Genomic DNA, 19480 nt, shown 5'->3' with positions numbered 1-19480 from the left:
ATCCCCAACCGTGTCGATTCCGCTCCACCCGTTATCCACATGGGATGAATCTTATCCACAGGCTGTGAATATGGGGAAAAGCATGTGGCGACTCTGCCGACGCGCTTGCGAGTCCGGGAGTCAAGCTGTTGGCAAAAGGGACGCCCCGCCCTAAGGCCGCGTTTGTCCGCCGACCAACAAACCACCACAATCCTATTACATATTATATTATGAAGAGAGAAAGAGGGGCCGCGTGAAGGCGTCACCGAAAAGTTTGCTGGCAGTGCTGCGCGGGGTGCGGCAGGAACGTCCGCCCCTTTGGCTGATGCGTCAGGCGGGACGCTATCTGCCCGAATATCGCGCCCTTCGCGAAACCAAGGGTGGTTTCCTCGAGCTTTGCTACGATCCCGAAGCGGCGGCCGAAGTGACGTTGCAGCCGATCCGGCGCTTCGGCTTCGACGGCTCGATCCTCTTTTCCGATATCCTCGTGATTCCGCACGCGCTCGGTCAGCATCTCTGGTTCGAGGCGGGCGAGGGTCCGCGGCTCGCACCGCCACTGGTCGACAGCGCCTTGGCGTCGCTCGAGGCGGCGCACCAGCGGCTGGACCCCGTCTATGCGACGGTGGCGCGTGTCGCCGCGGCCTTGCCGCCCGAAACGACCTTTCTCGGCTTTGCGGGCAGCCCCTGGACGGTGGCCACCTATATGGTGGCGGGGCAGGGGTCGAAGGATCAGGCGGCGGCGCGGCGCATGGCGTTCGGCGATCCTGCGGCATTCCAGGCGATCATCGATGCGATCGTCGATTTGAGCGTGACCTATTTGTCGGGCCAGATCGAAAATGGCGTCGATGCCGTGCAATTGTTCGACAGCTGGGCGGGCAGCCTGTCGCCCGCGCAATATGAGCAATGGGTGATCGCGCCCAATGCCGAGATCGTGCGCCGGCTGAAGGCACTGCATTCCGATACGCCGATCATCGGCTTTCCAAAGGGTGCGGGCGGCAAGCTCCGCGCCTACGCCGACGAAACGGGGGTCGATGGACTTGGGCTCGACGAGACGGTCGATCCTGTCTGGGCGGACGCAGCCTTGCCGCCGCATCTTCCCGTGCAGGGCAATCTCGATCCGCTCGCGCTCGTCGCCGGCGGCGATGCACTCGATACGGCGATCGACCGCATCCTTGCGGCCTTCCCGTCGCGTCCCCATATCTTCAATCTCGGCCATGGTATCGTGCCCGACACGCCGATCGCCCATGTCGAACATCTGATCAAACGCGTTCGCGGCGGATAACTATGGAACTGGCCGGATTTTTGGGGGCGACGATGCTTTGGGTCAAAGCGGCGCATGTCATTTTCGTGATCTTCCTGATGGCAGGCCTGTTCATGATGCCGCGCTTCTTCGTCTATCACCATCAGGCGCCCCTCGGGTCCGACGAAGACCGGAAGTGGATCGAGCGCGAGGACCGGCTGCGGCGGATCATCCTGAACCCGTCGCTGATCATTGTCTGGATTTTCGGGCTGATGCTCGCGTTCAACGGCGATTATTGGCGCGAGGGCTGGTTCATCGCCAAATTGCTGCTCGTCATCGCGCTTTCGGGCTATCACGGCTGGATGATCGGCTATTTCAAGAAGCTCCAGAAGGGCGAGCGGCCGCTTACCGAAAAGCAGCTGCGCCTGCTCAACGAGGTCCCGGGCATCGCCGCGGCGATCATCGTCATCCTCGTCGTCGTTCGGCCCTGAATTTCGGTCTTCCGGCGCAGCCCGATTGACTTGAACCCGGCCCGGTTATAGGGGCCGGTCAACCCCGCTTCGCGCGGGCGGCGCGTCCCCCGCGCCGATGCTATCGAAACGGTCGTCCCACGGCCGGATAGGCACCCCGGCGGTGCAACGCGAATTGTCTTAATTTTCTCCCGAATACCTATCTGGAATCCATCCATGCATCTCAAAGAACTCAAAACCAAAGCCCCCGCCCAGCTTGTCGAAATGGCAGAAGAACTGGGTGTCGAGGGTGCATCGACGCTGCGCAAGCAGGACCTGATGTTCTCGATCCTGAAGGAACTCGCCGAAGAGGGCGAGGAAATCATCGGATCGGGAACGATCGAGGTTCTCCCGGACTCGTTCGGTTTCCTTCGCTCGTCGGACGCCAATTATCTCGCCGGCCCCGACGACATCTATGTCTCGCCGAACCAGGTCCGCAAATATGGCCTGCGCACTGGCGACACGGTCGAGGGCGAGATCCGCGCGCCGAAGGACGGCGAACGCTATTTTGCGCTGACCAAGCTGATCAAGGTCAATTTCGACGACCCCGAAGCGGTGCGCCACCGCGTCAATTTCGACAACCTCACCCCGCTCTACCCGAACCAGAAGCTGTCGCTCGATACCGTCGACCCGACCGTCAAGGACAAGTCGGCGCGCGTGATCGACCTCGTCAGCCCGCAGGGCAAGGGCCAGCGCGCGCTGATCGTCGCGCCCCCGCGCACGGGCAAGACGGTGCTGCTCCAGAATATCGCCAAGGCGATCACCGACAACCACCCCGAGGTCTACCTGATCGTCCTCCTCGTCGACGAACGTCCCGAGGAAGTCACCGACATGCAGCGCAGCGTGAACGGCGAAGTCGTCTCCTCGACCTTCGACGAACCCGCGACGCGCCACGTCCAGGTTGCCGAAATGGTGATCGAAAAAGCCAAGCGCCTCGTCGAGCACAAGAAGGATGTCGTCATCCTGCTCGACTCGATCACGCGCCTCGGCCGCGCCTACAACACCGTCGTTCCCTCGTCGGGCAAGGTGCTGACCGGCGGTGTTGACGCCAATGCGCTCCAGCGCCCGAAGCGCTTCTTCGGCGCCGCGCGCAACATCGAGGAAGGCGGTTCTTTGTCGATCATCGCGACCGCGCTGATCGACACCGGCAGCCGCATGGACGAAGTGATCTTCGAGGAATTCAAGGGCACGGGTAACTCGGAAATCGTGCTCGACCGCAAGGTCGCCGACAAGCGCATCTTCCCGTCGCTCGACGTCGGCAAGTCGGGCACCCGCAAGGAAGAATTGCTCGTCGAGAAGGACAAGCTGTCGAAAATGTGGGTGCTGCGCCGCATCCTCATGCAGATGGGCACCGTCGACGCGATGGAATTCCTGCTCGACAAGATCAAGGATTCGAAGACCAACGAGGATTTCTTCGACAGCATGAACCAGTAAGCCGGCATCGCGATGGCTGTGATCGAACATGCGCTGCTTTCCGTTCGCGCGGGCAGCGAAGCGGCGTTCGAGACGGCCGTCGACGAGGCGCGGCGGCTGATCGAAGCGTCGCCCGGATTTATCTCGATGCAAGTCCGGCGCCCGACAGCCGCAGGACAGCCTTATCTGTTGTTGGTCGAATGGAGGTCGGTCGCTGATCATCAGGGCGGCTTCCGGCAATCGGATCGCTATCAGCAATGGCGGGCGTTGCTGCATCGCTTTTATGACCCTATGCCAGAGGTCAGCTATTTCGGAGAGCCGCTGTGATTTTGGAATTTCTGACTCAGGCCGCGGCGCATGCCGGCGGTTTCGGCGGTCCCGCCGGAATGTGGGATGCTATCGTCAACGATTTCTCGAACATCACCGAACCTGCGGCCTTTGCGGCCTTCCTGCAGGTGCTGATGATCGACATCGTGCTGGCGGGCGACAATGCGATCGTCGTCGGCGCGCTCGCGGCGGGGCTACCCGCCGACCAGCGCCGCAAGGTGATCATGATCGGCGTGCTTGCCGCGCTCGTCCTGCGCATCGCCTTCGCGCTCGTCGTGACGCAGCTGATGCAGATCGTCGGGCTGATCTTCGTCGGCGGCCTGCTGCTCGTCTGGGTGGCATGGAAAATGTGGCGCGAGCTGCGCGAAGGCGCGCATTCGGCCGGTTCACCCGAGGTCGAGGGCGACGAACATTCGGGGCTGAAACCCGCCAAGAGCTTTGCCGCCGCCGCCTGGGCGGTTGCCGTCGCCGACGTCAGCATGAGCCTCGACAATGTGCTCGCGGTCGCCGGCGCGGCGCGCGATCACCCCGGCATCCTGATCGTCGGCTTGATCTTTGCCGTCGCGCTGATGGGCGTCGCGGCGAACATCATCGCCAAATATATCGAGCGCTATCGCTGGATCGCCTACATCGGGCTCGCCGTGATCGTCTATGTCGCGGTCAAGATGATCTACGAAGGCTGGATCGACCCGAGCGTCGGCGTCGGCACGCTGTTCGGCTAGACAAATTGCGGTGTCCATCGCATCGTCGCCGCGATGGCTGACGATGCGATGGTCCCGATTGCACGCCTGTTGGGGCGCGGAGAAGCGCTGACGGTTGCCGCGATGCTCGATGCGGCGGGCATCATCGTCCATGTCGGCGGCGAATATTACACCAGCGTATCGCCCGACATCCTTGCAATCGGCGGGTTTCGGCTGGCGGTGCCGGCGTGGCAGCATGAAGAGGCGTCAGCGCTGCTGGCGGACATGCTCGCCGAACCCGAACCGCAACCCAATGATCATATGCGCCGAGCATTGGGGCGCTTTGCGCTCGCGACCATGGCGATGATGGGGGTTGCAGTGCTGCCCTATGCGGCGGTGCTCGGTTTGAAATCGCTCGCTGTCGTCCTGCTTTCGCCGGTGAGCATGATCGTGCTTCCCGTCAATCCGCAGGGACGGGGCGATTATTATCTGGTCGCCGCCAGGAGCGATTGAACCGCGCCGGCGAACGCCCATTTAGAGGGGATGTCCGCTCTCCACATGACCCGCGTCGCCGTTGGCTGTACCGACTATCCTGCGCTTGAGGCGCGGATCGCCAATTATGCCGTCGATGGCGAGATCCGGTTCACGACACGCTTCCGGCCCAAGCGTGCCGACGAGCTGATCGGCGGCAAGCTGCACTTCATCGTCAAGCATACGCTCGTCGCGCGCGTCGAAATCCTGCGTTTCGACGATCGCAGCGACGGGCGCGTCGATATCGTGTGCGTCGCATCGCTCGAGCGGGTTCACCCGCAGCCGAAACGCGCGCATCAGGGTTGGCGTTACCTCACCGACGCCGACGCGCCGAAGGGCATCGATGGGGGCGACGGCGTCGGCGACCTGCCGCCCGAGCTGTACCGCGAACTCGCCGGGCTCAGCCTGATCTAGCTTGCGGCCTGCGCCGCGAGCATTTCGGCCATCTTTTCCCAGACCTTGTTGATCGCCTTGAGCGGCCTGACCATCACCTTGAAATCGCTTATTTTTCCGTCCGCGTTCCATGCGATGATGTCGACACCGTTGATCTGGATGCCGTCGAGGCTGCTCTGGAATTCGAGCATCGCCTGATCGCCGTCGACGATTTCGCGCAGATAGCGAAAATCGTCGCCGCCGAGGACATGGCTCGCCGCATGGAGATAGGCGAAGACCTTGTCGCGTCCCGCCTGCGGCGTGTGGACGACGGGCGAGTGGAACACCGCATCTTCGGCGAGCAGGTCGCGCAAGGCCTGCGGGTCGCCGCCGCCCGCCATATAGGCGTGCCAGGCGGCGAGACCGGCCCCGGCTCCATTTGGCACGCTCATGCAAGATGCTCGGCGAAAAAGGCGCGGGTGCGGCCGTCGGCGAGCTGCGCTCCGTCCTCGTTGCGGCGGTTGCCCATCGTCGCGGCAAAGCCGTGGTCGAGCCCCTGATAATCATGGAGCGTCACCTTGGGATGCGGATCGAGACCTTCGTGGATCCGCTTCTGCGCTTCATGGTCGACGAGATGGTCTTCGGTCGGGATGTGGAGCATCAGCGGATGCGCGATCGCATGGCTTTCGCCCAGCATCTGGTCGATCATGACGCCATAATAGCCGACCGACGCATCGATATCGGTGCGCGCCGCGGTCATATAGGCGAGGCGGCCACCGAGGCAGAAACCCACCGCGCCGACCTTGCTGGAGCCCTGGCCGTGCAGCCAGCGGATTGTAGCCTCGATATCTTTCACCCCGTCGTCGGCATCATATTGGCCGAAATAGCCGAAGGCTTCCTGCAGCTCGGACTCGACATCGGGATTGAGCTCGACCCCGGGCGCGAAACGCCAGAAAATGTCCGGCGCGATCGCGAGATAGCCCTCGGCCGCCCAATCGTCGCATTTCTTGCGGATGCCTTCGTTGATCCCGAAAATTTCGGGAATGACGATGATCGCGCGCGAGCTGTCGGCGTCGGGGCGTGCGACATAGGCGGGAATTTCGTTCGTCCCGTCGAGCGCGGGGATGGTGGTGTTGGTCGCGGCCATGCGGGGAGCTCTCCTGTCTCTTGCTTCTTTGCTGGGAAAGCGCGAAGCTAGCGGGGCTGCGGGCAGGGCTCAAGCGGCTAACCGGGATTTTTCGGGGCGGAGACAGGCAATGAAGTTCAATATCGAGATCGATTGCACCCCCGAGGAAGCACGGCGCCTGTTTGGGCTTCCCGACCTCGAGCCGCTGCACGATATCTACCTCAGCCGCGTCAAGGAACTGATGGCGAAGGGGATCACCCCCGACATGGTGCAGTCGATGGTAAAGACCTGGGTGCCGATGGGGGGCAGCGGGCTCGAGCTCGTCCAGTCGCTACTCGGCCAGTTCGGCGGCGGATTGATGGGCGGTTCGAAATCGGCCGATGCGACCGATGACGACAAGCCCGCCAAGGGACGCAAGAGCTGAACCAAATCCTTGTAAGAGATACGATTTTTGCGCTGTCGAGCGGGATACCGCCGGCGGCGATCGGCGTCGTGCGCGTGAGCGGGCCAATGGCTGGGCCGGCGCTGGCCGCGTTGGCGGGGCGTCTGCCGCCCGCGCGCCGCGCCTCGCTCGCGCTGTTGAAGGACGCCGCGGGTGCGCCGCTCGATCGCGCTTTGCTGCTGTGGTTTCCCGGACCCGCGACCGCGACGGGCGAGGATCTCGCCGAACTGCATCTGCACGGCGGGCGCGCGGTGGTCGCCGCTGTTGAAGCGGCGCTCGGGATAATGGACGGGTTGCGACGCGCCGAGCCGGGCGAATTCACGCGCCGGGCGTTCGAGAGTGGGCAGATCGATCTCGCCGAGGCCGAAGGGCTCGCCGACCTGCTCGCCGCCGAGACCGAGAGCCAGCGCGTGCAGGCGCTGAGCCATGCGAGCGGCCATGTGTCGCGGGCGGTTGCTGGCTGGCAGGACCGGCTGCTCGGGCTGATGGCAGGGGCGGAGGCCGAGCTCAACTTCGCCGATGAGGATGATGTCGAAGTTGGCGAAAGTGTCGCGCAGCGTATGATTTCGGGGATGGGCGAACTGGCGGGCGAGCTGGACGAATGGCTGGCGCGGCCGGCGGCGGAGGTGATCGCCGAAGGGCTTTCGGTCGTGATCGCTGGGCCGCCGAACGCCGGAAAATCGACCCTTATCAATGCATTGGTCCGGCGCGAGCTGGCGATCGTGTCGCCCATCGAGGGAACGACGCGCGACGTGATCGAAACCCAGCTCGCGCTCGACGGCATCGCGATGCGCTTTTCGGACACGGCGGGGATCCGGGGCGAAGGTGCCGATGTCATCGAGTCGATCGGGATCGACCGCGCGAAGGCGGCGATCGAGGCCGCGGACATCCTGCTGTGGCTCGGGCGGCCGAAGGAAGCGCCGGATCACCCGCGCGCGATCCTGATTGCGGCGCAGGCCGATCGCTGGAAAGGCGATGCAGCGGCCGAGGCCGAAGCCGCGCGGTGCGACCTCATCCTGTCGGCGACGACGGGTGAGGGGATGGACAAGCTGCACAGGATGATCGTCGAGATGGCACGGACGCTGCTGCCGCGAGAGGGCGAAGCCGCGCTGCGTCAACGCCAGCGTTCCGCACTTTCAGAAGCAAAACAATGGCTTGAGGTCGATATCCGATCGCGCGAGGCGAGCGATCTGATCCTGCTCGCCGAGCGGCTGCGGCTCGCGGCGACGGCGCTCGATCGAATCACGGGGCGTGCGGGAGTCGAGGAGATGCTTGACGCTTTGTTCGGGCGTTTTTGCATCGGAAAATGATGTTCCACGTGAAACATCGAGCGGCAAGCAGCGCGGTGGATTCGAAGCGCGCTTTGCGCTAAGGGCGCCGCAATCATGCAGGATTCAGCAATTTTCGATGTCATCGTCGTCGGCGGTGGGCATGCCGGAACCGAGGCGGCTGCGGCGGCGGCGCGACTCGGCGCGCGCGTCGCGCTCGTCAGTTTCGATCCCGCGCTGATTGGGACGATGTCGTGCAATCCCGCAATCGGCGGGCTCGGCAAGGGCCATCTGATGCGCGAGGTCGATGCGCTCGACGGCTGGATGGCGCGCGCGGCGGATAGCGCGGCGATCCATTACCGGATGCTCAACGCGTCGAAGGGAGCGGCGGTGCAGGGACCGCGCATCCAGGCCGACCGTAAATTATATCGCGACGCGATCCAGACTCTGCTCGCGGCCGAGGAAGGCATCACCGTCGTTGCCGGCGAAGCGGCGGCGCTGCGGCTGTCGGGTGATGGCCGCGTCGAGGGACTCGAACTTGCCGATGGCGCGGTGCTGACCGCGGGCGCGGTCGTGCTCGCGACGGGCACCTTCCTCGGTGGAAAGCTATTCCGCGGTGAGGAGCGGATGGAGGGTGGGCGTATCGGCGAGGCCGGGGCGCACCGGCTCGCCGGGCAGTTGCGCGGTGCCGATTTGCCGATGGCGCGGCTCAAGACGGGGACGCCGCCGCGGCTCGACGGACGCACGATCGATTGGGCGCGGCTCGCCGAACAGGCGTCGGACAGCGCCGAGGGCGCGCGCTGGACCTGTTCCACGTGGAACAGCGCGCGGACGGTGCCGCAGGTTTTTTGCGCGATCACGCGCACGAACAGTGAAAGCCATGCGATCATCGCGGCGAATCTCGATCGCTCACCGCTGTTTACGGGCGCGATCGGCGCGGCCGGGCCGCGCTATTGTCCGTCAATCGAGGACAAGATCCACCGTTTCGCCGACCGCGACGGGCATCAGGTGTTTCTCGAACCCGAGGGGCTCGATAGTACCCTTGTCTATCCGAACGGCATTTCGACTTCGCTGCCCGCCGACGTCCAGCTCGCGATGCTGCGTACGATGGAGGGGCTCGAGACGGTCGAGATGGTCGTCCCCGGCTATGCGGTCGAATATGATCATATCGATCCGCGCGCGCTCGATCGGACATTGCAGATCCGCGCGATGCCGGGCGTGTGGTGCGCTGGGCAGATCAACGGGACGACCGGATATGAAGAAGCGGCGGCGCAGGGACTCGTCGCGGGCGCCAATGCGGCGCTCGCGGCGCTGGGGCGCGATCCGCTGATTCTCGATCGCAGCGAATCCTATATCGGGGTGATGGTCGACGATCTGGTGCTGCAGGGCGTGACCGAACCGTATCGGATGCTCACCGCGCGCGCCGAGTATCGGCTGCGGCTGCGCGCCGACAATGCTGCGACGCGGTTGACGCCGAAAGGGATCGCGCTCGGGCTGGTGCATCCGGCGACGGCGGACCTGTTCGCAGCGCGGATGGCCGAGCGGGCGCGGGCCGAAGCCTTGCTCGACGCCCTTGTGAGCACCGCCGATTATGCGACGGTCGGGCTGGCGTTGCCGGGCGACGGAATCGCGCGCAAGCGGATCGACCTGTTGCGCTATCCCGAGATGACGATGGCGCGGCTCGCGCGTTTGGCGCCCGAGCTTGAATCGATCGATTCGGCGATCCTGTCGGAGGTTGGCGAGGACGCGCATTATGCGCCCTATATCGCACGGCAGGATGCCGAGCTGCGCTCGCTCGCGGCGAATGAGGCGATCCTGCTCGACCCAAGCCTTGATTATGGCGCGATCGGCGGACTGTCGCGCGAAATGGTCGAGCGGTTGACGCGGGCGCGTCCCGAGACATTGGGGCAGGCCGGGCGGATCGACGGGGTGACGCCGGCGGCGCTGACCGCGATCATGGTGCACAGCCGGCGGCGGGCGGCTTGAGCTTTCGGGCTTGGCGTGAGAGCGTCCGGTTTAGGGTAGAGAACGGACGTTCTATTCGTAGAATTTGCCCGCATAGAGAATGTGCGCGCAACGCTTCCAAGGATTGTCTTCGGCAAGAGAAAAGCCCGTCAAAAGCTTGATGCGCCCCCAAGCCGCGGCTGCACCGAGCACGGTGTCGACCGTCCCATTTTCCCAACCGAGCTGACCGGGACCATACAGACCTGATGGGCTTTCCGCTTCAAGTTCTCGTTCACAAGCAAAATCGTTAGCGAGCGCTTCCACGAATGCGATGAAGCCTTTTTCGTCGGCGACTTGTTCAAGCAGAGCGTCCAAATCGATCATTTCAGGGTGTCCGTCATAGCTCTACGCTGAGCAAGAATTCCTAGTAGTTTCGCGACCCGCCACTTTGACCGCTGGTGCCGGGAGAGCGACGGAAACTCCTCTGCCTTTCTCAAGGCCCCGGCTGATCCTCTCGCCAAGTCTAATCCGCCGGCTCGGCTGAGAGTAGACTAAGCCTAGCTTTGCAAGAGAACGTCCGCAATCGGTCGAAAGCAGCCCTGTATTGACCCCGGACGAAAGCACCTTTGTCCGGTGCAACTGGGGCCCCGGCTTTCCCCGGGGTTGCACAACGCGCGTTCCTGTCGTTTCATTCTCATTGTCATTGTCATTGTCATCCTCGAACGAGACAGGTGGCTCGTTCGCCTTGATCCGGGATCAATGTAGCGCCGAAGTCATGGACCCCGGATCAAGTCCGGGGTGACGAGAAGGGCGTTCTGTTGCGTGGTGGACTTTCCAAAGGCTGCGGAAAGGCGCTAGGGCGTGAAAACGGAAGCTGGACTTCCGTTTCCGCGGAAACGACGAAGATAGGTAGGGCGCTGGTGGGTTCGGACGACGCGATTCTGGTGACCGAGGATGGAGCAAGGGCCTGGATCGGGGACGCGTTTTCGCCGACCGCCGATCAATGGGCTCGGCTCGAACGCTTCGCCCGAATGCTTATTGCCGAGAATGCGCAGCAGAATCTGATCGCGGCGTCGACGATTCCGACGATCTGGGTGCGGCATATCGCCGACAGTGCGCAATTGCTGGCGCTCGATATGGGGGGCGAGGGGCTCTGGGTCGATCTGGGGAGTGGGCCGGGGCTGCCGGGGCTTGTGGTTGCGATCCTGAGTGACCGCCCGATGCTGCTGGTCGAATCGCGCAAGCGCCGCTGCGATTTCCTGCGCGCCGTGGTGGCGGAGCTTGACCTGAGCCACGTCGAGGTCGCCGAAGCGCCGCTCGAGCGCGTCGAAACGCGGGCGGCTGCGACGATCAGCGCGCGCGCGTTCGCGCCGCTCGACAAGCTTATCGACTTATCCGCGCGTTTTTCCACCGAATCGACGCACTGGCTGCTGCCAAAAGGCCGAAACGCGGTTAAGGAACTGGCATTGCTGCCCGAGCCATGGCAGAGAATGTTCCACGTGGAACAGAGCCGCACCGACGCCGAGAGCCAGATTTTGGTGGGGCGTGGAAAGATTGCGGCAAAACAGCGAGGAAAGCGATGATCCGCATTGCCGTGGCGAACCAGAAGGGTGGGGTCGGCAAGACGACGACCGCGATCAATCTGGCGACCGCGCTTGCGGCCACAGGATGGCGAACGCTGATCATCGACCTCGATCCGCAGGGCAATGCGTCGACGGGGCTCGGCATTAAACAGTCGCAGCGCGAATTTTCGAGTTATGAGCTGCTGCGCGGCGACGCGACGATCGCCGAATGCGCGATCCCGACCGCAGTGCCGCGGCTCGACATCGTCACCGCGACGGTCGACCTGTCGGGCGCCGAAATCGAGCTGATCGAGTTTCAGGACCGGCTGCACCGGCTCCAGCAGGCCTTGTCGGGTGCCGAAGCGGGGCAGTGGGATATCTGCCTGATCGATTGCCCGCCGTCGCTCGGCATGCTCACGCTCAACGCGCTGATCGCGGCCGAATCGCTGATCGTGCCGCTGCAATGCGAATTTTTCGCGCTCGAGGGGCTCAGCCAGCTGCTGACCACGGTCGAACGCGTGCGCGAGCGCTTCAACCAGAAATTGTCGATCCTCGGCGTCGCGCTGACGATGTTCGACCGGCGCAACCGGTTGACCGACCAGGTATCGGACGATGTGCGCGAAGTGCTGGGACCGGTGGTGTTCGAGACGGTGATCCCGCGCAATGTGCGCCTGTCCGAAGCGCCGAGCCACGGCCTGCCGGCGCTGATCTACGATCATCGCTGCGCGGGATCGGCCGCCTATATCGCGCTGGCGCGCGAATTGATCGACCGGCTCCCCGAGATCCGTAAGGCCGCCTAAATGACTGATAATAAAGACGATAATGGTGCAGTTCCGATTCGCAAACGGCCTTCGGGGTTGGGCCGCGGGCTGAACGCGCTGTTCGGCGACGCCGCGGTCGAGGCGCCGGTGCTCGCGACGCCCGGCGGCGCGGCAAAGGCGGCGCCGGTATCGGGTGACGCCGTGCAGCATGTGCCGGTCGGATCGATTCGGCCGCTTCCCGGGCAACCGCGGCGTCATTTCGACGAGAATGCGATCGCCGAACTCGCCGATTCGATCGGGCTGCGCGGATTGCTGCAGCCGATCATCGTCCGCCGTTCGCCCGACGGCGAGGGTTTTCAGCTCGTTGCCGGCGAACGGCGCTGGCGCGCGGCGCAGCGCGCCGGGCTGCACCAGATCCCGGCGCTCGTCCGCGATCTCGACGACGCGGCGACCTATGAGATCGCGCTGGTAGAGAATATCCAGCGGCAGGACCTCAACGCGATCGAAGAGGCGAGCGCCTATCACCGCCTGGTCGAGGATTTCGGGCATAACCAGGAGGCACTGGCCAAACTGGTCGGCAAGTCGCGCAGCCATGTCGCGAACCTGATGCGCCTGCTCGACCTACCCGACAGCGTACAGGCGCTCGTCGGCGATGGATCGCTTGCGATGGGGCACGCGCGCGCGCTGATCGGAGCGCCCGACGCCGAAGCGATCGCGCGCCGCGTTGCGAAAGAAGGCCTGTCGGTGCGCGCGGTCGAAGCGCTCGTCCGTTCGGGCAAGGATGGCGATGCGCCGCGCAAGGCCGCGAGCGAGGTGATGGTAGCGAGCGGGGCGGGGCGCGACCCCGACATCGTCGCGGTCGAGCGGCATCTGTCCGAACTGCTCGGAATCGGCGTGGCGATCCAATATGCCGGCGGCGGCAAGGGCGCGCTGACGCTGAAATTCGCGTCGCTCGACCAGCTCGACATGATCTGCCAGCGCTTGTCCGGCGAATCGATCTGAACGGGCGGTTGTCCGGCGGGCTTCGAGCTCGTCCAACCTGTACCAGTCCGGGCCGTTAAAGCAAAAATGCGTCACTTCGGTTCGGCCGAAAAACTGCATAAGTAATTGATTTTAATCAGGTAAATCATGATTTTCGACGCAATTCCTACCGTGCTGTTAACCATGCTTGCTGGCAAAGCCTGAACAGGTCGTCCCCTAAACAGGTCGGCGAATGGGGTGGGATATCCATTCGAAATTTCGACTGTTTCAAGGGACCAAAAATATGCGCAAATTTGGAATGAAGCGCGCCCTCGTTGGCGCCGCGATTGCTGCCCTCGCCATGAACGCCTCGGCGGCGCATGCGGCGTCGGCCACGGGCACGGCCAAGGCCAAGATCCTGCGCCAGATCACGCTCGCGAACACCAGCGACCTGCAATATGCGACGATCATCAGCGGTGCGACCGCTTCGACCGTCGCCGTGTCGACCGGCGGCACCCGCACCTGCGGCGGTTCGCTGACCTGCACCGGCACCGCCACTGCAGCGAACTTCAACGTCGCCGGCACCGACGGCGCCGTGGTTGTCGTCGGCGGCGATTCGAGCGTGACGCTCAACGGGTCGCTCGGCGGCACGATGACGTCGTCGCTGACCTATTCGTCGGCGACGATCACGCTGGGCGCCACGGGCGGCAGCTTTCAGGTCGGCGGCACGCTGAGCGTCGGCGCCAACCAGGCGTCGGGCGACTATTCGGGGACGTTCAACGTCACCGCCAATTACCAGTAATTGAGGGGGGACGGCGGGCTTCTCGCTCGCCGGCCAGTCGAAGGGAGGCCGCCGGGCGATGGTCCGGCGGCCTCTTTTTGTGCGCCGGGCACCGATGGTTAGCAAAATATCAACCATGTTGGCGCAGGCAGGACGCGACCATCGGGACGGTGTGGGGCCGTTTCCCGAGACGATTGTGGGGATCGTATCCATGTTGCGTTTTCTGAAGGGCTTCGGCCTGTTTACCGCGGCTGCGCTGGGCGTCGCGGCTCTGCCCGTCCATGCGGCGGGCGACTTGCTGGTGGCGCCGACGCGCGTCATTCTCGACGGATCGCGCGGCACCGAGGTGGTGCTGAACAATATCGGCGCCGAGCCCGCGACCTATCGCATCAGCCTCGAGATCAAGCGGATGACCGCCGAAGGCGGGCTCGACGAAATTTCCGAGGACAAGGTCAATCCGGCCGAGCGGGCCGCGCTCGACATGATCGCCTTCAGCCCGCGCCGCGTCACCCTGCCGCCCAACCAGCCGCAGGTGATCCGCGTCGGCGTGCGCGTTCCCGAAGGCACGCCGGCTGGCGAATATCGCGCGCATATGCTGTTTCGCGCGGTGCCCGATTCGGCCGCCGCCGCTCCGGCTGATGCCGGCAGGCCCGCGAGCGAGGGAGTGTCGATCGCGCTGACGCCGATTTACGGCATCACCATCCCGGTGATCGTCCGCGTCGGCGACCTCGGCGCCGAAGCATCGATCGGCGAAGCGTGGGTCGGCGAGACACAAGACGGTCCGGCGTTCAATTTCGACCTGACGCGCACGGGCACGCGTTCGGTCTATGGCGATATCGAAGTCACGCGGCCGGGGGTCGCCGAGCCCCTGCTCGTCGCGCGCGGTATCGCCGTCTATCCCGAAGTGGCCGAACGCAAGGTGTCGCTGCGCGTTCCCGGCGAGCTCGCCGCGAAGCTGAAGGGCCCGGTGCGGATCCGCTATACCGAGGATCGCGAAATCGGCGGCGGCACGATCGACGAGGCGGAGCGGATCGTGAAATAGCGAGACGCGACCGGAACGAAAGCGGGCGGGGCGATGATCCGCGCGGCGCTTGCACGATGGAAACCGGCGATCCTCGCCGGGCTGGCGCTGGCCGGGCTTGTCCCCGCCGGCGCGCAGGCCGTCGACAAGGCGCCGGCCGCAATCGCCGCCGACAGTTGGGCGCCGAACGAAGAGGATAGCTGGCTGTTCGATGTGCGGTCGGGCCAGTATCGGCTCGGCGACGGGGTGCGCGGTTATCAGACACCACAAGGGATTTGCGTCGATCTCGCCGACGTCGTGCTCGCGCTTGACCTAGCAGTGCGCGTCGATAAGAAGTTGCGCCGCGCAACCGGCTGGGTGTTCGACGAGCGCCGCAGCCTGACGATCGACCGCGACGCGGGCGAAGTGCGCGCGGGCAGCCAGAGTTTCCGGCTGGCGCCGACGACGATCCGCGACACGCCCGCGGGCTGGTGCGTCGATCTGGACAGCCTCAACAATTGGCTCGGCGTGCCGCTGGCCGCTGACCTGTCGAACGCGGTGCTGCGCATTGATTCCAAGGACAAGCTGCCGTTCCAGCTCGCCGCCGAACGCCGTGCGCGCGCGGCGGGAATCCGGCCGCAAGCCTCGTTCGACCTCGCGAGCCTGCCGCAGGCGGCGCGGCCCTACCAGGCGTGGGCGACACCGTCGGTCGACGTCGTTGCGTCGGCGGGGATGGTGTCGGACAAGCGCGGCGGATCCTATGTCCAGGCGCGCTACGAGCTGTTTGCCGCGGGCGAGCTGCTCGGGCAGAGCTTCGACGCGCGGCTGTCGTCGGACAACGAGGGCGTGCCCGACAGTTTGCGGATGCGGCTGTACCGCACCGATGCCGAAGGGCGGCTGCTCGGGCCGCTGAAGGCGACGCATTATGCGGTGGGCGACGTCAGCCTGCTGTCGACGGGGATCGTGGCGGGATCGGCGCCGGGGCGCGGCGCGGTGCTGACCAACCGTCCGATCGAACGCCCCGATGCGTTCGACAAGACGACTTTCCGCGGCGACCTGCCCGCGGGCTGGGACGCCGAGCTCTACCGCAACGGGCAATTGCTCGCCTTCACCAGCCCGAACGGCGACGGGCGCTATGAATTCATCGACGTGCCGCTGCAATATGGCGCGAATCGCTTCGAAATCGTGCTCTACGGCCCGCAGGGGCAGGTGCGGCGCGAGATCCGGCAGGTGCAGGTCGGCATGGATTCGATCCCGCCGCAGCAGACCTGGTACTGGGCGGGTTTCGCGCAGGAAAATGCCGACCTGATCGAATTCGGAAACCAGCGCCGCGGCGCGTTCCGGCGCGGCTGGCGTGGAACATTGGGGATCGAGCGCGGGCTCGACACGCGAACCTCGGCCGCCGCCTATTTCCACAGCCTGATGATCGAGAATATCCGATACAATTATGGCGAGGCGGCGCTGCGGCGGTCGATCGGCCCGACCTTGTTGGAGGTCGCCGGTTCCTATGCCGACAATGGCGGGGTCGCGGCCCGCGCGAGCTGGCTTGCCGCGTTCGGCGAAACCTATGTCCGCGCCGATGCCATGCGCGGCTGGGGCGGCTTCGTGTCCGACCGGTTCATCAACAATATCACGGGCATTTACGCGATATCGGTCGACCAGTCGGTGAAGCTCGGCCGGACGATCCTGCCGCTCCATTTCGACGTCCGGCAGGTCGACCGGCGCTCGGGGATCGAGAGCCTCGAAGCGAGTGCGCGCGCGTCGGCGAGCTTCCGCGCGATGACCTTTACCGGCCAGCTCGACTGGGCGCGGACCAAGGTACCGGTCGGGCCCGACCCGCCCGACAATCTGACCGCCAGCCTGCTCGCCAACGCCCGGATCGGCCGCGTCCGCGTTCGCGGCGAGGCGCGTTTCGCGCTGTCGGGGGATAATAGCGACACGCGCATGACGGTGATCGGCGAATGGGCGGGTGCCGGAAAGCGCGAGGGCGATGCCGAATGGCGCGCCGAGCTCGGCTATGACCGCGGGCTCGATCGCGCGCGCGCCGGTATCGGATATACGCGTCGTTTCAACAAGTTGCAGCTGACCGGCTTTGGCGAAGTCGCGAGCGACGGGTCGGTCGCCGCGTCGTTGGCGCTCGCGTTCAGCTTCGGGCCGAAGCCGAATGGCGGCTGGCGCGTGTCGAGCGAAAAGCTCGCGAGCCGCGGACAGGTGATCGCCGACGTCTGGATGGACGACAATGGCGACGGAATCCGCCAGCCGGGCGAGGCGGCGCTGCCGGGCGTTCCGCTGACGGCCGGCAACGCCTATGTCGAGGCCGCGACCGACAAGGCGGGGCAGGGGACGATCGACGGGCTCGAGCCGTTCCGCCCGGTGATGATCGGTATCGACGCCGGCAGCCTGCCCGATCCCTATGTCCAGCCCGCGCTGCCCGGAGTCGTCGTCTCGCCGCGCCCGGGCGTCGTAACACGCGTCGCGCTGCCGATGGCCGCGGCCGGCGAAATCGAGGGGAGCATCCGGCGCGATGGCGGCAACCCGATCGAGGGGCTGGGCCTTGAACTGGTCGATGCCGAAGGCCGCGTCCGTGCGACGACATTGACCGAGTTCGACGGATATTTCCTTTTCGAAGCGGTTGCTTACGGGCGCTACACGGTCCGGCTCGGCAAGGCTTCGGCGGCCGCGCTCCGGCTCGATGCAGCCTTTGCGATCGATGCGGTACCGGGCAAGGCGACGCCGCGCGTCCGGCTCGGCACGCTCGCGCTGAAGCCGCTGCGCCGCGACGTCGCGATACAGGATGAGCCGCCGCCCGGCGCGAACAGCGCGCGGGGACCGCCGGAAAGCGGGCAAGATGACGACCCGATTCGCCAGGATGCGGTAGGACGGTGACCGGCTTGCCGCGCGTTCGAGGGGTATTTTTCCTGCCGCAACCGGATCGATCCGTGAGAATCCCGGGTCCGCGTTAACTAGTTTTTATCCATGATTGGTCACAGCGGGACCGAGCATGAATTTGCCTGTGGGGAACAATCGAATGACCGATGCTTTTGGTTCGAGGAACCGACCGACCAGCGCCGACGTCGCCATCATCGGCGCGGGCCCGGCCGGACTGACCGCCGCCTATCAGCTGACCCAGCAGGGATACAGCGTCACGGTGATCGAAAAGGATCCCGTCTATGTCGGCGGCATCAGCCGCACGGTCGAGCATGAAGGCTTTCGCTTTGATATCGGCGGGCATCGCTTCTTTTCGAAGAGCCGCGAGGTCGTCGACCTGTGGAACGAGATACTTCCCGACGACTTCATCGAGCGCCCGCGGATGAGCCGCATCTATTATGAGGGCAAATTCTACTCCTATCCGCTGCGCGCGTTCGAGGCGCTGTGGAATCTGGGCGTGATCCGCTCGACTTTGTGCATGGTGAGCTATGCGCAGGCGAAGCTGTTTCCGAACAAGAGCGTCCGCAGTTTCGAGGACTGGACGATCAACCAGTTCGGGAAGAAGCTCTATTCGATCTTTTTCAAGACCTATACCGAGAAGGTGTGGGGCATGCCGTGCGACGAAATGTCGGCCGACTGGGCGGCGCAGCGCATCAAGGGGCTGAGCCTCGGCGCTGCGGTGCTCGACGGGCTGAAGCGCAGCCTCGGGCTCAACAAGCGCCCGAACGACGGCATGGCGACGAAGACCCTGCTCGAAACCTTCCGCTATCCGCGGCTTGGTCCCGGCATGATGTGGGATGCGGCGCGCGACAAGGTCGTCGCGGGCGGCAACCATGTGCTGATGGGCCACAGCTTCAAGCAGCTGACGCAGGACCAGAAGACTGGCCGCTGGCGGATGACCGCGACCGGCCCCGACGGCGATGTCGTGATCGACGCGGCGCATGTCATCAGCTCGGCGCCGATGCGCGAACTAGCGGCGCGGATCCATCCGCTGCCGGCTTGCGCGCTGAACGCCGCGCCGAATCTCAAATATCGCGACTTCCTGACCGTCGCACTCAAGATCCGGTCGGAGGATCTGTTCCCCGACAACTGGATCTATATCCACGACAGCAAGGTGAAGGTCGGCCGGGTGCAGAATTTCCGCAGCTGGTCGCCCGAAATGGTGCCCGATCCCGAGCTCGCGTGCGTCGGCCTTGAGTATTTCTGCTTCGAGGGCGACGGGCTCTGGTCGGCGAGCGACGAGCAGCTGGTCGCGCTGGCGACGAAGGAAATGGAGATCCTGGGTCTTTGCGATCCCGAGGATGTCGTCGGCGGTGCCGTGGTGCGGCAGGAAAAGGCCTATCCGGTCTATGACGACGACTATGCGGCGCATGTCGAGACGATGCGCAGCGAACTCGAAGCGCGTTATCCGACGCTGCACATGGTCGGACGCAACGGCATGCACCGTTACAACAACCAGGATCATGCGATGATGACCGCGATGCTGACCGTGCGCAACATTGTCGCGGGCGAGAAGCTCTATGATATCTGGGGCGTCAACGAGGACGCCGAATATCATGAAAGCGGCACCGAGGGCGAACAGGCCGCGCTGGCGTCGGTCCGCGAGGTCCCGGCGCGCGTTGCGAAGGCCGCCTGAGATCTTGGCCGGGGGGATCGG

General features: G+C 64.8%; 20 protein-coding genes. 17 read left to right on the top strand and 3 right to left on the bottom strand.

Annotated features, from left to right (window positions below; translation table 11 throughout):
• The first annotated feature begins 232 nt into the window (after nucleotides 1-232).
• The 7 genes from hemE (at nucleotide 233) to VGU00_RS18295 (ending at nucleotide 5093) form a co-directional block, all read left to right on the top strand.
• Complete coding sequence (hemE, locus tag VGU00_RS18325; protein WP_327471120.1) at nucleotides 233-1261, top strand: uroporphyrinogen decarboxylase; 1029 nt, start codon at nucleotides 233-235, stop codon at nucleotides 1259-1261.
• 32 nt (nucleotides 1262-1293) lie between these two features.
• Nucleotides 1294-1710, top strand: coding sequence for a CopD family protein (locus VGU00_RS18320; protein WP_414713573.1), 417 nt, complete (start codon nucleotides 1294-1296; stop codon nucleotides 1708-1710).
• A gap of 195 nt (nucleotides 1711-1905) precedes the next feature.
• Complete coding sequence (rho, locus tag VGU00_RS18315) at nucleotides 1906-3162, top strand: transcription termination factor Rho (protein WP_093510006.1); 1257 nt, start codon at nucleotides 1906-1908, stop codon at nucleotides 3160-3162.
• Nucleotides 3163-3174: 12 nt separating this feature from the next.
• Nucleotides 3175-3468, top strand: coding sequence for an antibiotic biosynthesis monooxygenase (locus tag VGU00_RS18310; protein WP_327471116.1), 294 nt, complete (start codon nucleotides 3175-3177; stop codon nucleotides 3466-3468).
• A 59-nt stretch (nucleotides 3469-3527) separates the two neighbouring features.
• On the top strand, nucleotides 3528-4190 hold the full coding sequence (locus VGU00_RS18305; RefSeq protein ID WP_414713589.1) for a TerC family protein: 663 nt from the start codon (nucleotides 3528-3530) through the stop codon (nucleotides 4188-4190).
• A gap of 33 nt (nucleotides 4191-4223) precedes the next feature.
• Nucleotides 4224-4661: a hypothetical protein gene (locus VGU00_RS18300; protein WP_327471114.1), complete on the top strand. Its 438-nt coding sequence runs from the start codon at nucleotides 4224-4226 to the stop codon at nucleotides 4659-4661.
• Between the two features lie 30 nt (nucleotides 4662-4691).
• Nucleotides 4692-5093, top strand: coding sequence for a DUF1489 family protein (locus tag VGU00_RS18295; protein WP_327471112.1), 402 nt, complete (start codon nucleotides 4692-4694; stop codon nucleotides 5091-5093).
• On the opposite strand, the gene VGU00_RS18290 is transcribed toward VGU00_RS18295, so the two are convergent.
• Both VGU00_RS18290 and VGU00_RS18285 read right to left on the bottom strand, forming a co-directional pair.
• Nucleotides 5090-5503: a nuclear transport factor 2 family protein gene (locus VGU00_RS18290; protein ID WP_327471110.1), complete on the bottom strand. Its 414-nt coding sequence runs from the start codon at nucleotides 5501-5503 to the stop codon at nucleotides 5090-5092. The two genes, VGU00_RS18295 and VGU00_RS18290, sit on opposite strands and share 4 nt — an antisense overlap.
• Nucleotides 5500-6198: a dienelactone hydrolase family protein gene (locus VGU00_RS18285; RefSeq protein WP_327471108.1), complete on the bottom strand. Its 699-nt coding sequence runs from the start codon at nucleotides 6196-6198 to the stop codon at nucleotides 5500-5502. Before VGU00_RS18285 ends, VGU00_RS18290 begins: the two co-directional genes overlap by 4 nt.
• 109 nt (nucleotides 6199-6307) lie before the next feature.
• Between VGU00_RS18285 and VGU00_RS18280 the strand changes: the two genes are divergently transcribed.
• From VGU00_RS18280 to mnmG, 3 genes are all read left to right on the top strand, one after another.
• Nucleotides 6308-6601 (top strand): DUF6489 family protein, encoded by a 294-nt coding sequence (locus VGU00_RS18280; RefSeq protein ID WP_327471107.1) that lies wholly within the window; start codon nucleotides 6308-6310, stop codon nucleotides 6599-6601.
• 23 nt (nucleotides 6602-6624) lie between these two features.
• Nucleotides 6625-7929, top strand: coding sequence for a tRNA uridine-5-carboxymethylaminomethyl(34) synthesis GTPase MnmE (gene mnmE, locus VGU00_RS18275; protein WP_327471758.1), 1305 nt, complete (start codon nucleotides 6625-6627; stop codon nucleotides 7927-7929).
• 75 nt (nucleotides 7930-8004) lie between these two features.
• Nucleotides 8005-9873, top strand: a complete 1869-nt coding sequence (gene mnmG, locus VGU00_RS18270; RefSeq protein WP_327471105.1) for a tRNA uridine-5-carboxymethylaminomethyl(34) synthesis enzyme MnmG — start codon at nucleotides 8005-8007, stop codon at nucleotides 9871-9873.
• Nucleotides 9874-9924: 51 nt separating this feature from the next.
• On the opposite strand, the gene VGU00_RS18265 is transcribed toward mnmG, so the two are convergent.
• Nucleotides 9925-10215, bottom strand: coding sequence for a DUF7660 family protein (locus tag VGU00_RS18265; RefSeq protein WP_327471103.1), 291 nt, complete (start codon nucleotides 10213-10215; stop codon nucleotides 9925-9927).
• Between the two features lie 560 nt (nucleotides 10216-10775).
• Between VGU00_RS18265 and rsmG the strand changes: the two genes are divergently transcribed.
• The 7 genes from rsmG (at nucleotide 10776) to VGU00_RS18230 (ending at nucleotide 19459) form a co-directional block, all read left to right on the top strand.
• Nucleotides 10776-11414 (top strand): 16S rRNA (guanine(527)-N(7))-methyltransferase RsmG, encoded by a 639-nt coding sequence (gene rsmG, locus VGU00_RS18260; protein WP_327471756.1) that lies wholly within the window; start codon nucleotides 10776-10778, stop codon nucleotides 11412-11414.
• On the top strand, nucleotides 11411-12193 hold the full coding sequence (locus VGU00_RS18255; protein ID WP_327471101.1) for an AAA family ATPase: 783 nt from the start codon (nucleotides 11411-11413) through the stop codon (nucleotides 12191-12193). The genes rsmG and VGU00_RS18255 overlap by 4 nt, the downstream gene beginning before the upstream one ends.
• Complete coding sequence (locus VGU00_RS18250; RefSeq protein ID WP_327471099.1) at nucleotides 12194-13156, top strand: ParB/RepB/Spo0J family partition protein; 963 nt, start codon at nucleotides 12194-12196, stop codon at nucleotides 13154-13156. It begins immediately after the preceding gene.
• Between the two features lie 262 nt (nucleotides 13157-13418).
• Nucleotides 13419-13916, top strand: coding sequence for a DUF4402 domain-containing protein (locus tag VGU00_RS18245; RefSeq protein ID WP_327471097.1), 498 nt, complete (start codon nucleotides 13419-13421; stop codon nucleotides 13914-13916).
• Nucleotides 13917-14106: 190 nt separating this feature from the next.
• Entirely contained in the window at nucleotides 14107-14937 is an 831-nt protein-coding gene (locus VGU00_RS18240) for a molecular chaperone (RefSeq protein ID WP_327471095.1), read from the top strand.
• A gap of 33 nt (nucleotides 14938-14970) precedes the next feature.
• The gene (locus VGU00_RS18235; protein WP_327471093.1) at nucleotides 14971-17781 is read left to right on the top strand and encodes a carboxypeptidase regulatory-like domain-containing protein; all 2811 of its coding nucleotides are present in this window, start codon (nucleotides 14971-14973) and stop codon (nucleotides 17779-17781) included.
• Nucleotides 17782-17923: 142 nt separating this feature from the next.
• Nucleotides 17924-19459 carry an NAD(P)/FAD-dependent oxidoreductase gene (locus tag VGU00_RS18230; protein ID WP_327471091.1) on the top strand — a complete coding sequence of 512 codons (1536 nt, stop codon included), beginning with the start codon at nucleotides 17924-17926 and terminating at the stop codon, nucleotides 19457-19459.
• Nucleotides 19460-19480: the final 21 nt, after the last annotated feature.

The organism is Sphingopyxis sp. (assembly GCF_035944815.1).
Lineage (GTDB): Bacteria > Pseudomonadota > Alphaproteobacteria > Sphingomonadales > Sphingomonadaceae > Sphingopyxis.
The sequence above is the reverse complement of the archived record's forward strand: the minus strand, read 5'-3'. Positions and strand labels throughout refer to the sequence as shown.

Bases quoted from the DNA above. Each gene is read 5' to 3' on its own strand.
- VGU00_RS18285 (WP_327471108.1), bottom strand. From the start codon at position 6,198: ATGGCCGCGACCAACACCACCATCCCCGCGCTCGACGGGACGAACGAA.
- rho (WP_093510006.1), top strand. From the start codon at position 1,906: ATGCATCTCAAAGAACTCAAAACCAAAGCCCCCGCCCAGCTTGTCGAA.
- VGU00_RS18240 (WP_327471095.1), top strand. From the start codon at position 14,107: ATGTTGCGTTTTCTGAAGGGCTTCGGCCTGTTTACCGCGGCTGCGCTG.
- VGU00_RS18235 (WP_327471093.1), top strand. From the start codon at position 14,971: ATGATCCGCGCGGCGCTTGCACGATGGAAACCGGCGATCCTCGCCGGG.
- VGU00_RS18305 (WP_414713589.1), top strand. From the start codon at position 3,528: ATGTGGGATGCTATCGTCAACGATTTCTCGAACATCACCGAACCTGCG.
- VGU00_RS18290 (WP_327471110.1), bottom strand. From the start codon at position 5,503: ATGAGCGTGCCAAATGGAGCCGGGGCCGGTCTCGCCGCCTGGCACGCC.
- VGU00_RS18320 (WP_414713573.1), top strand. From the start codon at position 1,294: ATGCTTTGGGTCAAAGCGGCGCATGTCATTTTCGTGATCTTCCTGATG.
- VGU00_RS18245 (WP_327471097.1), top strand. From the start codon at position 13,419: ATGCGCAAATTTGGAATGAAGCGCGCCCTCGTTGGCGCCGCGATTGCT.
- VGU00_RS18255 (WP_327471101.1), top strand. From the start codon at position 11,411: ATGATCCGCATTGCCGTGGCGAACCAGAAGGGTGGGGTCGGCAAGACG.
- VGU00_RS18265 (WP_327471103.1), bottom strand. From the start codon at position 10,215: ATGATCGATTTGGACGCTCTGCTTGAACAAGTCGCCGACGAAAAAGGC.
- VGU00_RS18295 (WP_327471112.1), top strand. From the start codon at position 4,692: ATGTCCGCTCTCCACATGACCCGCGTCGCCGTTGGCTGTACCGACTAT.
- VGU00_RS18280 (WP_327471107.1), top strand. From the start codon at position 6,308: ATGAAGTTCAATATCGAGATCGATTGCACCCCCGAGGAAGCACGGCGC.
- VGU00_RS18300 (WP_327471114.1), top strand. From the start codon at position 4,224: ATGGCTGACGATGCGATGGTCCCGATTGCACGCCTGTTGGGGCGCGGA.
- VGU00_RS18230 (WP_327471091.1), top strand. From the start codon at position 17,924: ATGACCGATGCTTTTGGTTCGAGGAACCGACCGACCAGCGCCGACGTC.
- VGU00_RS18310 (WP_327471116.1), top strand. From the start codon at position 3,175: ATGGCTGTGATCGAACATGCGCTGCTTTCCGTTCGCGCGGGCAGCGAA.
- mnmG (WP_327471105.1), top strand. From the start codon at position 8,005: ATGCAGGATTCAGCAATTTTCGATGTCATCGTCGTCGGCGGTGGGCAT.
- VGU00_RS18250 (WP_327471099.1), top strand. From the start codon at position 12,194: ATGACTGATAATAAAGACGATAATGGTGCAGTTCCGATTCGCAAACGG.